The sequence below is a fragment of the Mesorhizobium sp. KR9-304 genome, assembly GCF_040049215.1.
GTDB lineage: Bacteria > Pseudomonadota > Alphaproteobacteria > Rhizobiales > Rhizobiaceae > Mesorhizobium_K.
The window spans coordinates 31,708-45,733 of record NZ_JBDZDN010000006.1 but is presented as its reverse complement, the minus strand read 5'-3'; the positions used below and the strand labels follow the sequence as shown (position 1 = coordinate 45,733).

11 protein-coding genes are annotated in these 14,026 nt (G+C 66.6%); all 11 read left to right on the top strand.

Annotated features, from left to right (window positions below):
* Positions 1 to 41 precede the first annotated feature (41 nt).
* The 11 genes from ABLE71_RS23395 (at position 42) to ABLE71_RS23345 (ending at position 13,745) form a co-directional block, all read left to right on the top strand.
* The gene (locus ABLE71_RS23395; protein ID WP_348785890.1) at positions 42 to 956 is read left to right on the top strand and encodes a sugar ABC transporter substrate-binding protein; all 915 of its coding nucleotides are present in this window, start codon (positions 42 to 44) and stop codon (positions 954 to 956) included.
* A 101-nt stretch (positions 957 to 1,057) separates the two neighbouring features.
* Complete coding sequence (locus ABLE71_RS23390) at positions 1,058 to 2,068, top strand: zinc-binding alcohol dehydrogenase family protein (RefSeq protein ID WP_348785889.1); 1,011 nt, start codon at positions 1,058 to 1,060, stop codon at positions 2,066 to 2,068.
* A gap of 296 nt (positions 2,069 to 2,364) precedes the next feature.
* Positions 2,365 to 3,384, top strand: a complete 1,020-nt coding sequence (locus ABLE71_RS23385; protein ID WP_348785888.1) for a substrate-binding domain-containing protein — start codon at positions 2,365 to 2,367, stop codon at positions 3,382 to 3,384.
* 84 nt (positions 3,385 to 3,468) lie between these two features.
* The gene (locus ABLE71_RS23380) at positions 3,469 to 4,998 is read left to right on the top strand and encodes a sugar ABC transporter ATP-binding protein (RefSeq protein ID WP_348785887.1); all 1,530 of its coding nucleotides are present in this window, start codon (positions 3,469 to 3,471) and stop codon (positions 4,996 to 4,998) included.
* Positions 4,999 to 5,018: 20 nt separating this feature from the next.
* Positions 5,019 to 6,014 carry an ABC transporter permease gene (locus ABLE71_RS23375; protein WP_348785886.1) on the top strand — a complete coding sequence of 332 codons (996 nt, stop codon included), beginning with the start codon at positions 5,019 to 5,021 and terminating at the stop codon, positions 6,012 to 6,014.
* A gap of 28 nt (positions 6,015 to 6,042) precedes the next feature.
* The gene (locus ABLE71_RS23370; protein ID WP_348785885.1) at positions 6,043 to 7,023 is read left to right on the top strand and encodes a sugar-binding transcriptional regulator; all 981 of its coding nucleotides are present in this window, start codon (positions 6,043 to 6,045) and stop codon (positions 7,021 to 7,023) included.
* Positions 7,013 to 8,008: an aldo/keto reductase gene (locus ABLE71_RS23365; RefSeq protein WP_348785884.1), complete on the top strand. Its 996-nt coding sequence runs from the start codon at positions 7,013 to 7,015 to the stop codon at positions 8,006 to 8,008. Before ABLE71_RS23370 ends, ABLE71_RS23365 begins: the two co-directional genes overlap by 11 nt.
* Before the next feature lie 59 nt (positions 8,009 to 8,067).
* Entirely contained in the window at positions 8,068 to 9,798 is a 1,731-nt protein-coding gene (locus ABLE71_RS23360) for a glycerol-3-phosphate dehydrogenase/oxidase (RefSeq protein WP_348785883.1), read from the top strand.
* Between the two features lie 2 nt (positions 9,799 to 9,800).
* Positions 9,801 to 10,643: a class I fructose-bisphosphate aldolase gene (locus ABLE71_RS23355; RefSeq protein ID WP_348786010.1), complete on the top strand. Its 843-nt coding sequence runs from the start codon at positions 9,801 to 9,803 to the stop codon at positions 10,641 to 10,643.
* A complete protein-coding gene (locus tag ABLE71_RS23350) occupies positions 10,636 to 12,150 on the top strand; it encodes an FGGY-family carbohydrate kinase (RefSeq protein WP_348785882.1) in 1,515 nt (504 codons plus the stop codon). The genes ABLE71_RS23355 and ABLE71_RS23350 overlap by 8 nt, the downstream gene beginning before the upstream one ends.
* Entirely contained in the window at positions 12,147 to 13,745 is a 1,599-nt protein-coding gene (locus tag ABLE71_RS23345) for a GMC family oxidoreductase N-terminal domain-containing protein (RefSeq protein ID WP_348785881.1), read from the top strand. The genes ABLE71_RS23350 and ABLE71_RS23345 overlap by 4 nt, the downstream gene beginning before the upstream one ends.
* The last annotated feature ends 281 nt before the right edge of the window (positions 13,746 to 14,026 follow it).

Sequence of the window (14,026 nt, the reverse complement as noted above, 5' to 3'; positions counted from 1 at the left end):
GATCGCTCAAGGGGAGCGATCACGACAGGAGGAGGACCACAGTGAGGTTCAAGACATTGATCGGCGGAGCGGCCATAGCCTTCGGCTTGGCCGTACCCGCGACGGCAGCCGATGCCGTCAAGATCGGCTTCATAACCAAGTTCCCGGTGCCGTTCTTCGCCACCATGGAAAACGCGGCCAAGGAATACGCGGCCGCCAATCCGGGCGTGGAGATCGTCTACGGCCAGGGCGCGTCGGCCACGGACATCGAAGGACAGATCGCACTCATCGAATCCATGGTGACGCAAGGGGTGCAGGGCATCGCGCTGACTCCCGTCGACCCGACCGTCTCGACCGCCCTGGACAAGGCCATCGCCGCAGGCGTGAAGGTCGTGCTGATGGACAACAACATCCCTGACTGGAACGGCCGCACGGCTCTCGCCACCACCGACAACTACGCCGCCGGCAAGATCGCCGGCGAGTATCTGAAGACAGTGCTGAAGGCCGGCGACACGATGGGCATCCTAGAAGGCGTGCCCGGCGTGCCGGCACTCGACGACCGCGTCAACGGCATGAAGGAAGGTCTCGGCGGTCTGGACGTCAAGATCGTCGGCAGTGGCGCCACCGACTGCACGGAGGAGAAGGGCATCAGCGTGGCCGAGGACCTCCTCACCGCGAACCCCGACCTGAAGTCGATCTATGCGGCCTGCGGTCCTCCGGCGGCCGGCGCCGCACAGGCGATCAAGAACGCCAATCTGGCGGGCAAGATCATCCTGGTCGGCTTCGACTTCTGCTGCGGCGAGGCCGAGGCCATTGAGGCGGGAATCGAGAACGCCACCGTGGCGCAGTTCCCGACCAAGATGGCGTCGCTCGGCGTCGACGCGCTGGTGAAGTCGATCCGCGGCGAGAAGGTCGAGTCGCTGATCGACTCGGGCGCCGCCCTCGTCACCAAGGCGAACATGGCCGACTTCCAGTAACACGCTAGTGACACCCGGGGGGCCGGCGGCAAGCCAGCCCCCTACCCGCCCGGCGCGGCACCTGGCTGCGCGACAAAAGAAAGCGACAAGCAGTGCAGTCCATGGAAGCCCTCGTCTGCGTCGAGCCCGGAACTCTGCGGCTGGAACAGAGGCCGAGCCCGCTGGCCGACCCATCGCATGTGCTCGTGCGGCCTCGCCGCGTCGGCGTGTGCGGCACCGACTACCACATCTTCGAAGGCAAGCATCCCTTCCTCCAGTATCCCCGCGTCATGGGTCACGAGCTCGCCGTCGAAGCCGTCGAGGCGCCGGCCGGGTCAGGCATCCGCGCCGGTGAGATCTTCACCGTGAACCCCTACATTTCCTGCGGGCATTGCATCGCCTGTCGGCGGGGCAAGCCGAATTGCTGCGTGCGCGTCTCCGTTCTCGGGGTGCATCAGGACGGCGGCATGGCCGGCGTGCTGGCGGTGCCGCCCGCCAACCTCGTGCGTGCGCCGGGCCTGAGCCTCGACCAGTGCGCCATGGTCGAGTTCCTCGCCATCGGCGCCCATGCGGTACGCCGTGGCGCAGTGACGAAGGACGACCGCGTGCTGGTGGTCGGCGCCGGTCCCATCGGCCTCGGCGTGGTCATGTTCGCTCACTTGTCGGGGGCATCCGTCGCCGTGCTCGATCGCGACGCGGCGCGCGCCGAGGTGGCCCGCTCGATCGCCAAGGTGTCGACATTTTCCGCCGACCCGCAGGGGCTGGTGGCGCTCCGCTCCCATACCGCCGGAGAGGGCTTCGACGTGGTGTTCGACGCCACGGGCAGCGCGCGCGCGATGGAGATGAGCTTCGACCATGTCACCCATGGCGGGCGCTACGTCCTGGTCAGCGTCGTCAACGAAGCGATCAGCTTCATGGACCCCGACTTCCACCGCAGGGAACTCACCCTGCTGGGCAGCCGCAACGCCACCGCCGAAGACTTCGAGCGGGTGATAACGTCCGTCCGCGACGGCTCCGCGCCGGCCGATCGCCTGATCACCCATCGCACCGATCTCCGCGGCGCATGCGCCGACATTCCGCGCTGGGCGAAGGACAAGGCCGGCCTGATCAAGGCGATCGTCGAAATCGGCTGACCGTCCGGGACAAGCCCGGGGATCGCGTCAGCCGCCCGGACAGCACCAGCCTCCGGCACACCCACTTCAGACACCGCAATTAATCTCCGTCCATGGCGGGCGCCGAATCGGCATGCGGGTCGAGAATATCCCGCAAGAAATTTCACGTACTGATTTTGAATGCACAGTCATTGACTGGCCGTCGGCCGTGCCGTAAGAGTCGCTCGCGAAATCTGTCGCGATATGAAATTTCTTGCACTTGCCTTCGGAAGCTGCCAGCTTCCGCCGGAAGGCGCAGGAATAAAGTGGAGGAGACAATGAAGAGAGTTGCAATGACCGCGGCTGTCGCCGCGGCCACGATGACGCTTGCGCTCGCATCGACGGGCGGGGCGTCCGCACAAAGCAAGTTCCAGTGCGAGCCGGGGGAAACCTACGTGATGAACGTGATGGTCTCCGCCCACCCGTACTGGGTTCCCGTCTATCAGGGCTTCAAGCAGGCCGCTGCCGCGATGGGGTGCAAGACCGTGTTCTCGGGCACGCCCGACTACGACATAACCAAGCAGATCGCATCGTTCGAGCAGGACCTGGTCAAGAAGCCCGCCGGCGTGCTGCTGCATCCCATGCAGTCGGATCCGTTCATCGAGTCGATCAACGGGGCGATCGATGGCGGCATATCGGTAGTCACCTTCGCGGCGGATTCGCCGAAGTCGAAGCGAACCGCCTACATCACGTCGGACAATCTGGCGGAGGCCAAGTTCGCCGCCGAGGAGATCGTCAAGCAGGTCGGCGACAGCGCCGAATACGCCGTGCTGGAGAACCCCGGCCAGAGCAACCACGATCTGCGCGTCACCGCGCTGATCGCCTACATGGAGAAGAACTACCCGAACATGAAGCTGGTTGGCCGCCAGGCCAGCAACCAGGACAGCAACGCCGCATACAAGGCCACCGCCTCGATGCTGCAGGCCAACCCGAAGCTTGCCGCGCTGTGGATACCCGAGGCCGGTTCGGCCGAGGGCGCGGTTACGGCCGTGCTGGAAGCCAAGGCCAAGGTGCTGATCATGCACGCCGACGTCACGCCGACGACGCTTGAGCACATCAAGGCCGGCAACATCCACATGGCGCTGAACCCCAATCAGGGCGTTCAAGGCTACATGGGCTTCATCGCCACCTTCCTGGCGGCGCATCCCGACCTGTTCGATCCGTTCAACGACTACAAGGTGTCGGGCTACAACCCGATGCAGATTCCCTTCATCGACAACGGGTTCGCGGTCATCACCAAGGAGAATGCCGACTCCTTCGACCTGAACAAGTACATGGAAGGACGCGATCCGAGCTGAGCGGCGGACCGCAAGAGCGACACCCGCGCCGCTTCACCGGCGGCGCGGGTATCCGACACGAAGCAAGCTTTCAGGACTAAAGGCATGAATTCCGCCGCGGCAAGCGACACGATCCTGGCGATCACCGAGTTGAGCAAATCGTTCGGAGCCGTCCACGCGTTGCGCAATGTGAGCTTCGACCTGCGCCGCGGCGAGATCCACGCCCTGGCCGGCGAAAACGGCGCCGGCAAGTCGACGCTGATGAACGTCATCGACGGCATTCTCCAACCTGATTCCGGCCAAATGTTCCTCGACGGCAAGGAGGTGCGCATCACCTCGCCGGCCATGGCCCAGAAATTCGGCATCGGCTTCGTGCACCAGGAGATCGCGCTCTGCCCGGACGTGACGGTCGCCGAGAACATCTTCATGGGTGTCACCAGCACCAGCCGCGCCGCGCTGATGGACTACCGCGACATCGAGCACCGCGCCGCCGAGATCCTGCGCCGGCTGGGGGACATCGACCCCGCCGCGCTGGTGCGCACGCTGTCCATCTCCCAGCAGCAGCTGGTCGAGATCGCCAAGGCGCTGACGCTCGACTGCCGGGTTCTCATTCTCGACGAGCCGACAGCGGCGCTGACCGAGCGCGAGGCGCAAACCCTGTTCGGCATCATGCGCGACCTGGCGGCGCGCGGCATATCGATCATCTACATCACCCACCGAATGGCTGAGATCTTCGACAATTGCGACCGCGTGACCGTGTTCCGCGACGGCGAGTTCATCACCACGATGAACGTCGCGGAGACGACGCCCGGCGCCGTGGTCAGCGCCATGGTCGGCCGCGTCATCGACAATCTCTATCCGCCCAAGCTGGGCGAGGAAGAGCCGGGCGACATCATCCTCGAGGTCCGCAACCTGAGCGAGCGCCGACGTTTCGCAGAGGTCTCGTTCCAGCTCCGCAGGGGCGAGATTCTCGGCTTCGCCGGCCTGATCGGCGCCGGCCGCAGCGAGATCGTGCGCGGTATTTGCCGGCTGGAGGGCGAGGTGACCGGCGAGGTGCTGTTGCACGGCGAGCCGCTGCGCCTCGCCCATTACGGCGAGAGCATCGACAAGGGCATCGTCTACCTGTCGGAGGACCGCAAGGGCGACGGCCTGTTCCTCGACATGTCGATCGCCGCCAACGTGTCGGCGTTGCGCGTCGAGCAGATCGCGACGCGCGGCTTCATCATCGACGAGCGTCGCGAGGCCGAACTCGCCGAAGGCCTGGGAACGCGGCTCAACCTGAAATACGGCCATATCGGGCAGCCGGTCTCGGCGCTGTCGGGCGGCAACCAGCAGAAGGTCGCCATCGCCAAGATGCTCTCGGTCAACCCGAGGGTGATCTTCCTCGACGAGCCGACGCGCGGCGTGGATGTCGGCGCCAAGGCCGAAATCCATCGCATCCTGCGCGAACTGGCACGCGCGGGCGTGGGCATCGTCGTCATCTCGTCGGAACTGCCGGAACTGATTGGCGTGTGCGACCGCGTGCTGGTGGTGCGCGAGGGGCGGATCGCCGGCGAGGTTTCAGGCGCGGAGATGACCGAGGATCACATGATGTACCTCGCCTCGATCGGCGAAGAACAGCGTCTGGCGTCGTGAAGGCGGGGGATCAGGTGGTCATGGCGATAGCAACTTCCGACAACGAGCAGCGCAGCCGGGGTGCGGCGGGCGGGATGAGACGACTGCTGCGCATGCGCGAGACCGGGCTGATCCTGATCATCCTGCTGCTGTTCGTCGTCATGTCCTTTGCCTCGGAATATTTCCTGACCTGGGCCAACATGCGCGCCATGGCGATGGCCTTCGCGGTCGAGGGCATCGTGGTCGTCGGCATGACCATCCTCCTGATCTCGGGCGGCATCGACCTGTCGGTCGGCTCGGTCACCGCACTCGCCATGGTGATCGCCGGCCTGCTGTTCCTCAACGGCATGGACCCGTGGACGGCCTCGATCATCGCGATTGCCGCCTGCACGGCGATCGGCGCCGGCATGGGCTTCTTCGTCACCCGCGTCGGGCTGCACCATTTCATCGTGTCGCTCGCGGTCATGGTCATCGCGCGCGGGCTCTGCCTGCTCGGAACCGGCGGGCGGCCGCTCGGCCTGTTCACCCTGCCGCCAGAATTCAAGTTCATCGGCCAGGGCTCGATCGGCGTGATCCCTGTCGTCATCGTGATTTTTGTCGTGGTGGTCGTCGCCTTCGACTTCATGCTCCGCCGCACAACCATGTTCCGCAAGGTCTTCTACACGGGCAGCAGCGAGAAGGCGGCGGCCTATTCGGGCATCCGCACCAAGAAGGTGGTGTTCCTGACGACGACGCTTTGCTCGGCGCTGTGCGGCGTGGCTGGCGTGATCTACATGGCGCGCTTCGGCTCCGCGCAGCCCACCTTCGGCATCGGCATGGAGTTGAACGTCATCGCCGCCGCCGTCATCGGCGGCGCGAGCCTGTCGGGCGGGACCGGCACGATTCTCGGCGCGATCCTCGGCACCATTCTGCTCTCGGTGGTTTCCAGTTCGCTCGCCCTGCTCGACGTTTCCGTTTACTGGCAGGACATCATCCGCGGCTCGATCTTGCTGTCGGCGGTCACCATCGACCACTATCTGAACAAGCGTCGCGGCTGAGCGATGACGATGCGAACGGGCATTTCGAATGGCTGAGAAGAAAGAAGATTTCGAATCGATCCGCCAGACCTACACGGTGCTGGTGCTGCACTTCATCGACGGCATGAAGCAGTCCGACATCGCGCTCGCCATGAACCTGTCCCCGTCCAAGGTGAACCGGCTCATCGCCCAAGGCCGCAAGCTCGGCATGGTGAAGATCGAAATAGAGAGCCCGTTCCAGCGGCTGGTCGATCTGGAAAAGCGCATGATCGAGGCGGCGGGCCTTGCCAGCGCGGTCGTTGCCCCGACCGTACCGGGCAGCCCGGACACGACCATCCAGCAGGTTGGGCGCGCGGCGGCCAACCAGCTGCTGGAGACGCTGCGCGACGGCGACGTCATCGCCATCACCGGCGGCAAGGCGGTGAGCGCGGTGGTGGAGAACCTGCTGCCTGAGCGCAGCTTCGACGTGACCGTGGTGCCGCTGACCGGCGGCGTGCAGGGCAAGCACTACACCGACGTCAACCACCTGGCGACGCGGCTTGCCGAGAAGCTGGGCGGCAAGACCATGCTCCTGCATGCGCCGCTGTTTGCCGAAAGCCGCGAGCAGCGCGACATGCTGATGGAGATGGCGTCGATCAAGGGGGTGTTCGACCTGGCGCGCAAGGCGGCCATCGCGCTGGTCGGCATCGGCTCGATCCAGACGGCGAGCTCCAGCTATTACGACCTGCATCCGATGCCGAATCCTGACCGCGAATTGCTCGCCCGAAGCGGGGCGGCCGGCGAATTCCTGGCGCACCTGATCCGCGACGACGGTTCGATGGCCGATTATCCGCTCAATCTGCGCCTGGTGGCGCTTGAGCCCGAAGAACTGTCCAACTGCCGGCGCACCATCGGCGTCGCGGCCGGTCCGGAGAAGGTGCGGCCGATCCGCGCCGCGCTCGCCGGCCGCTATCTCGATTCGCTGGTGCTGGACGAGGAGACGGCGCAGGCGGTGCTGGAAGGGATGGAAGGGCTGCGCAATGTCGCATGACGTGATGAAGCGCGAGATCGGCTCGTCCGGCATCGGCGCCAGCGCCATCGGGCTCGGCACCTGGGCGATCGGCGGCTGGATGTGGGGCGGCACCGACGAGCGGCAGTCCATCGCGGCGATCGAGGCTTCCATCGACGAAGGCGTCAGCCTGATCGACACCGCGCCGGCCTATGGCAAGGGGCTGGCCGAGGAGATCGTCGGCAAGGCGATCCGGGGCCGCCGCGACAAGGTCGTGCTCGCCACCAAATGCGGGCTGGTCTGGCACACCACCAGGGGCAACCATTTCTTCGACTATGACGGCGAGCCTGTGCATCGGCATCTCGGCGGCGAGTCGATCGCCTACGAGCTGGAGCAGAGCCTGCGCCGGCTCGGCACCGACCATATCGATCATTACATCACCCATTGGCAGGACCCGACCACGCCGATTGCCGAGACGATGGAGGCACTGCAGCGGCTGAAGCAGCAGGGTAAGATCCGCTCCATCGGCGCCAGCAACCTTTCGCTCGGCGAACTCGAGGCCTATGTCGCCGTCGGCGGGCTGGACGCGATCCAGGAAGAATACTCGATGGTGAAGCGCGACGCCGAAGCGACGCTGCTGCCGGTCTGCCGCCGCCACGGCCTGTCGATGCTGAGCTACTCGTCGCTGGCGCTCGGCCTGCTTTCGGGCCGCATCGGGCCGGACCGCAAGTTCCAGGGCGACGACCAGCGCAAGAACAACCCGCGTTTCTCGGTCGGCAACCGGGAGAAAGTGGCCGCGCTGATGGCCGAGGTCGCTCCCGTCGTCGAAGCGCACAAGGCGACGCCGGCCCAGATCGTCATCGCCTGGACGCTGCAGCAGCCGGGCATCACCTTTTCGCTTTGCGGCGCGCGCAACCCCGCCCAGGCTCGCGAGAACGCGGCCGCCGGGCGCATCCGTCTTTCATCGAGCGAGATCAACACGATAAGCGAGGCCGCCAGCCGCCATCTGACCAACCTCGACTCCTGACCGCCACATAGAGAAACAAGCCTTGAAGGCACCGCCGCGAGGCGGTGGAGAACAACGACGTGCCTGAGCAACGCCCCGAGCAACGACAAGACAGCCTCGAACAGATCCGCCGCGACGGCGCGTTCGACGTGATCGTCGTGGGCGGCGGCATCAACGGCATCGGCGTCTATCGGGAACTCGCATTGCAGGGTTTGCGCGTGCTTCTGGTGGAGCGCAACGACTTCTGCTCGGGCTGCAGCGCAGCGCCCTCGCGCATGATCCATGGCGGGCTGCGCTATCTGGAGAACGGCGAGTTCAACCTGGTGTGGGAATCGCTGCGCGAGCGCGACGCGCTGCTGGCCAATGCGCCGCACATGGTGCGGCCGCTGCCGACCACCATCCCGATCAACTCGCTGTTCTCGGGCATGATGAACGGCGCGGTCGGCTTCTTCGGCCTGTCCGGCAGGCCCGCGAGCCGCGGCGCGGTGCCGATCAAGATCGGCCTGATGCTCTACGACTGGATCACCCGCCATCGCCGCCTGCTGCCGAAACACAAGTTCCGCGGCGCGCGCGAGACGCTGGCGATCTGGCCGGCGCTGTCGGCCAAGCTGCGCTTCTCCGCCACCTATCACGACGCCTGGATCAGCCACCCCGAGCGGCTGGGCGTCGAGCTGCTGCTGGACACGCGGCGGCTGACGCCGGGCAGTCTCGCGCTCAACTATGCCGAGTTGCGCCCCGACGGATCGCGGTTCGTGCTTTGCGATGGGACGACGGGCGAGAAACTGCCGGTTGAAGCGCGGGCAATAGTCAACGCCACGGGAGCGTGGCTCGACGAGTCGCTCGGCCTACTTTCCGGTGCAGGCCCGCAACGCGAGCCCTTCGTGTCCGGCACCAAGGGCTCGCACCTCATCCTCGACCACCCCACGCTTCACAACGCGCTCGGCGGCCACATGATCTTCTTCGAGCACGCCGACGGCCGCGTCTGCATCGTGTACCCCTATCTCGGCAAGGTGCTCGTGGGTTCGACCGACATCCGCGTCGAGCGCGCCAGCCGCTTGCGCTGCGAGCCCGAGGAGCGCGACTATATCCTCGACGCGCTGCGCCGCGTGTTCCCCGGCATCGCGGTCGGGCCCGAGCACGTCGTTTTCAGCTATAGCGGCATACGCCCGCTGCCGCGCAGCGACCACGAATTCACCGGGCGCATCTCGCGCGGCCATTTCGTTCATCGCATCGAAGGAGCCGTGCCGCAGTTCTGCATGGTCGGCGGCAAGTGGACCACCTTCCGCGCCTTCGCCGAGCAGGCCGCCGACGAGGTGATGACCGAGCTTGGCCACGAGCGGGTCGCGAGCACGCTGTCGCTGCCCATCGGCGGCGGCGCGGGCTTCCCGCAGGCGGCGGATACATTCGAGGTCGCGCTGGTCGAGCGCCACGGCATCGACCGGCGCCGCGCCGCCCACCTGGTCGACATCTACGGGACCCGCGCCGAGGAAGTGCTTGCCTTCTGCCGCGGGCGCGAGGACGATCGGCCGCTCGCACCGTCGTGCCAGGTCACCGGCGCCGAGATCGCCTTCCTTGCCCGCACCGAATACGTGCACTGCCTCGGCGACATTCTTCTGCGGCGCACGCCGCTGTCGATCCGCGGCGACGTGTCGTCCGGGCTAGTGCAGGGTGTCGCGGAGGCTCTCGCCGCCGAGTTCGGCTGGGACGATGACAGGACCAGGCGAGAGATCGAGACTTTCACCGGCGATCTCGCCGACTATCATGGCGTCTCGCGCGAGATGCTGGGACGACGCGACCGCGAAAGGGCATGACCATGCGCATCAGCACGAAAGCTCGGATGAACCGGCTTTTCACCAATGGCGGCTGCCTCGACGTGGCCGTCGACCACGGCGTCTGCAACGAGCCGGGCTTCCTTGTCGGGCTGGAAGACATGGCCGGCGTGATCGACGCCCTGGTCGCCGCCAAGCCGGATGCGATCCAGATGGCCTACGGCCAGGCGGACCTGCTCCAGGGCCGCCCGGAGAAGGACAAGCCGGCCCTGGTCATGCGCATCGACATGGGCAATCCCTACAATGCCCAGCGCCACCGCGTCATGTGGTCGATGCTGCAGAACCGCGACGAGCCGATTATCGGCGCGCTGGAGATGGACGCGGCCTGCGTGGTGGTGAACCTGTTCATGCTGCCGGACGAGCCCGAGCTTTTCCGCCAGTGCGTCGACAACATTTCCCGTGTTCGCGCCGACTGCCACCGCTACGGCATGCCCCTGATGATCGAGCCGCTGGTGATGCTGCCCAACGAGGTGCGCGGCGGCTATCAGGTCGACGGCGACGCGCGGAAGATCGTGACGCTGGTCAGGCTTGCCTCCGAAATGGGCGCCGACATCATCAAGGCCGACCCGACCGACGATCCCGAGGAGTTCCACCGCGTAGTGGAGGCCGCGCGCGTGCCGGTGCTGGTGCGCGGCGGCGGCAAGGAGGATCTCAAGGTCGTGCTCGGCAAGTCCGCGGCGCTGATGAAGCAGGGCGCCAAGGGCATGGTCTACGGCCGCAACATCTACCAGCACGCAAATCCGAAAGCCGTCGTGAACGCGCTGATGGCGATCATCCATCGCGGCGCCGACGGCGATGAGGCCTGGGACGTCTACAACCGTGGCTGACCGCCCTGCCCTGCTGCTCGGCCTCGACGCCGGCAACACCGTCATCAAGGCCGTGCTGTTCGACCTCGACGGCCGGCAGATTGCTTCGCACGGCATCGACGGCGCGTCCCACAAGCCGGCGCCCGGCATGGTCGAGCGCTCGGTGGCGGAACTGTGGGACAATGCCCGCGTCGCCATTGCCGGATGTCTGGCGGCGGCAAACGCAAATCCTAGCGATATCGCGGCAGTCGGGACCGCCGGCCATGGCAACGGGCTCTATCTGCTCGACCGCGACGGCGCGCCGCTGATCGGCATCCAGTCGCTCGACACGCGCGGGGCGGCGCTAGCAGCCGAGCTGGACGCGGCGGCGGGGGCTGACATGCACGCCATCGGCCTGCAGCGGCCGTGGCCGTCGCAGACGCCTGTGCTGCTTGCGTGGCTGAAACGTCACCGGCCGGATCTCTATGCCCGCGCCGGCACGCTGCTCTTCGCCAAGGACGTGCTGACCTTTCACCTGACAGGCAAGCGCGCCAGCGACATCTCGGACATGTCCGGCGGAGGGCTTCTGCGCCTGCCGCAGGCAGTCTACGATGCCGAACTGCTGTCGCTGTACGGGCTGGAGGACGCCGAGCCGATGCTGCCGCCGCTGCATGAGCCGACCGGCGTGGTGGGCGCCGTGACTCGGGCCGCCGCGAACGCGACCGGGCTGGCAGAGGGCACGCCGGTCGTTGCCGGCTATTTCGATGTCGTCGCTTCCGCGCTCGGCTCCGGCGCGGTCGGCCCCGGTGCCGCTTCCGTCGTCGCCGGCAGCTGGTCGATCAACCAGGTGTTCTCCGACGCGCCGGTGCGCGACGAAAGCGTGTTCATGGTTGCGGCCCGCGGAGGCGGGCATTTCGCCAACATGGAGAACAGCGCCACCTCGGCAGCCAATCTCGAATGGTATGTGCGCACGCTTATCGAACGCGGCGGCCACCATGACGACCCGTTCGGCTTCGTCAACGCCGCGGTCGGCGCCACCGCGCCCGCCCATGACGACCCGCTGTTCCATCCCTTCCTCTATGGCGGGCGGCTCGGCGCGCATCAGCGCGGGGGCTTTTTCGGCCTTGCCGGCTGGCATGGAGAGGGCCATGTGCTGCGGGCGCTTTTCGAGGGCGTCATGTTCGAACACCGCCGCCATATCGAGGTGCTGACGGCAGCGGGCGTGGGCTTCTCGAGGGCCGCTTTGTCCGGTGGCGGGGCGCGCTCGGCGCACTGGCCGCAGATCTTCGCCGACGGGCTCGGCGTGCCGGTGACGGTGGCTGAGTGCTCCGAGACCGGGGCGCTGGGCGCGGCCATCGCGGCATCCGTCGGCGCCGGGCATTATCCCGATGTCGAAACGGCAGTGAGCGCGATGACCAGGCCGGCCCGCACCTTCGAGCCCGACCGCGCCATGCGCGGCCACTACGACCGCCGCTACGGCATCTGGGCGGAACTGGCCGAAGCCGTCGATCCGTTCTGGCGGCGGCTCGCGGCAAAGGACGACGCATGACCCTCGAAGGCCAGTACGACTACATCATCGTCGGCGCCGGGACGGCTGGCTGCGTGCTCGCCAACCGGCTGACGGCCGACCCGGCGACTCGCGTTCTGCTGCTCGAGGCCGGCGGCAGCGACAATTACCATTGGGTGCACATCCCCGTCGGCTATCTCTACTGCATTGGCAATCCGCGCACCGACTGGATGATGAAGACAGCCGCCGAGCCGGGGCTCAACGGCCGCTCGATCGCCTATCCGCGCGGCAGGCTGCTGGGCGGCTGCTCGTCGGTCAACGGCATGATCTACATGCGGGGCCAGGCGGCCGACTATGAAGGCTGGCGACAGATGGGCAATACCGGCTGGGGCTGGGACGATGTGCTGCCTTATTTCCTGAAGTCGGAAGACCATTACGGCGGCAAGACCGATCTCCACGGCTCCGGCGGCGAGTGGAAAGTGTCGAGGCAGCGGCTGACCTGGGACATCCTGCGCGCCGTACAGGAAGGTGCGCGGGAGTTCGGGATCGAACCGCGCGCGGACTTCAACGACGGCGACAACGAGGGCTCCGGCTTCTTCGAGGTGAACCAGAAGCGCGGCGTGCGCTGGAACGCGGCCAAAGGCTTCCTGCGCCCGGCGCTGCGAAGGCCGAACCTGCGGCTGGTGACGAACGCGCTGACAGAGAGCCTCATCCTCGAAGGCCGCAGGGTCGTCGGCGTGCGCTACAGCCACGAAGGCCGCGTGGTCGAAGCGCGCGCCGAAGGCGAGGTGCTGCTGGCCGCGGGTTCGATCAACTCGCCGAAGCTGCTGGAGCTTTCCGGCATCGGCCGACCCGACGTGCTGCGCGGGCTCGGCATCGACGTCGCACATGAGAGCCCCGGCGTCGGCGAGAACCTGCAGGACCATCTGCAGATCCGCACCGTCTACAAGGTGACCGGGGCAAAGACTCTCAACGCCGCCTTCAACAGCCTGTTCGGCAAGGCCGGCATCGCGTTGCGCTACGCGCTGACGCAGAGCGGGCCGATGTCGATGGCGCCGAGCCAGTTCGGCATGTTCACGAAGTCGGACCCGTCGCGCGCCACGCCCGACCTCGAATACCACGTACAGCCGCTGTCGACCGACAGGCTGGGCGACCCGCTGCACCCTTTCCCGGCCATAACGATCTCGGTCTGCAATCTGCGGCCCGAAAGCATCGGCTGCGTGCATGCCATCACGCCCGACCCGGCCGCGCAGCCGGACATCAGGCTCAACTATCTCTCGGCGCAGGCCGACCGCGACATTGCTGTGAAGGCCGTGCGGCAGGCGCGGCGGATCATGAGCGCGCAGCGTCTGGCACGTTACCAGCCGCGAGAGATTCTGCCGGGCCCCACGGTGCAGTCGGACGCCGAGCTGCTTAGCGCGATCGGCAACATCGCCACCACCATCTTCCATCCTGTCGGTACCTGCCGCATGGGCAGCGACGACGCGGCGGTCGTCGACCCGCAACTGAGGGTGAAGGGGCTGTCGGGCCTGCGCGTGATCGACGCCTCGATCATGCCCAAGATCGTGTCAGGCAACACTGCCTCACCCGTGGTGATGATCGCCGAAAAGGCGGCCGACATGATTAGAGCCACATGACCGGTCGCCGTCGACTCACTCAGTACGCCGAGTTCTGATCACGATCCGATATGCGGGTCTTCGGACCGCCGTCGCCTTGCAACTGGTCCCACTGCCCAACCTCTGCGAGCTCGGCCTATCACATCCAAAGGACCCGCGATCGGGCGACAACAGTGGCCTTGGATCGCCGGGGTGATGGCGTGCTTCATGGCGAGGCGCTTGACAGAGCCACTCTCCGGCGCGACAAGACCTCCATGGGGACTGCGGTCTCCCCACGAGGCTCCGGCCCAAGAATCGCGTCC

Coding starts and splice junctions, on each gene's coding strand:
- ABLE71_RS23390 (WP_348785889.1), top strand. CDS start 1,058: ATGGAAGCCCTCGTCTGCGTCGAGCCCGGAACTCTGCGGCTGGAACAG.
- ABLE71_RS23355 (WP_348786010.1), top strand. CDS start 9,801: ATGCGCATCAGCACGAAAGCTCGGATGAACCGGCTTTTCACCAATGGC.
- ABLE71_RS23385 (WP_348785888.1), top strand. CDS start 2,365: ATGAAGAGAGTTGCAATGACCGCGGCTGTCGCCGCGGCCACGATGACG.
- ABLE71_RS23365 (WP_348785884.1), top strand. CDS start 7,013: ATGTCGCATGACGTGATGAAGCGCGAGATCGGCTCGTCCGGCATCGGC.
- ABLE71_RS23380 (WP_348785887.1), top strand. CDS start 3,469: ATGAATTCCGCCGCGGCAAGCGACACGATCCTGGCGATCACCGAGTTG.
- ABLE71_RS23375 (WP_348785886.1), top strand. CDS start 5,019: ATGGCGATAGCAACTTCCGACAACGAGCAGCGCAGCCGGGGTGCGGCG.
- ABLE71_RS23345 (WP_348785881.1), top strand. CDS start 12,147: ATGACCCTCGAAGGCCAGTACGACTACATCATCGTCGGCGCCGGGACG.
- ABLE71_RS23370 (WP_348785885.1), top strand. CDS start 6,043: ATGGCTGAGAAGAAAGAAGATTTCGAATCGATCCGCCAGACCTACACG.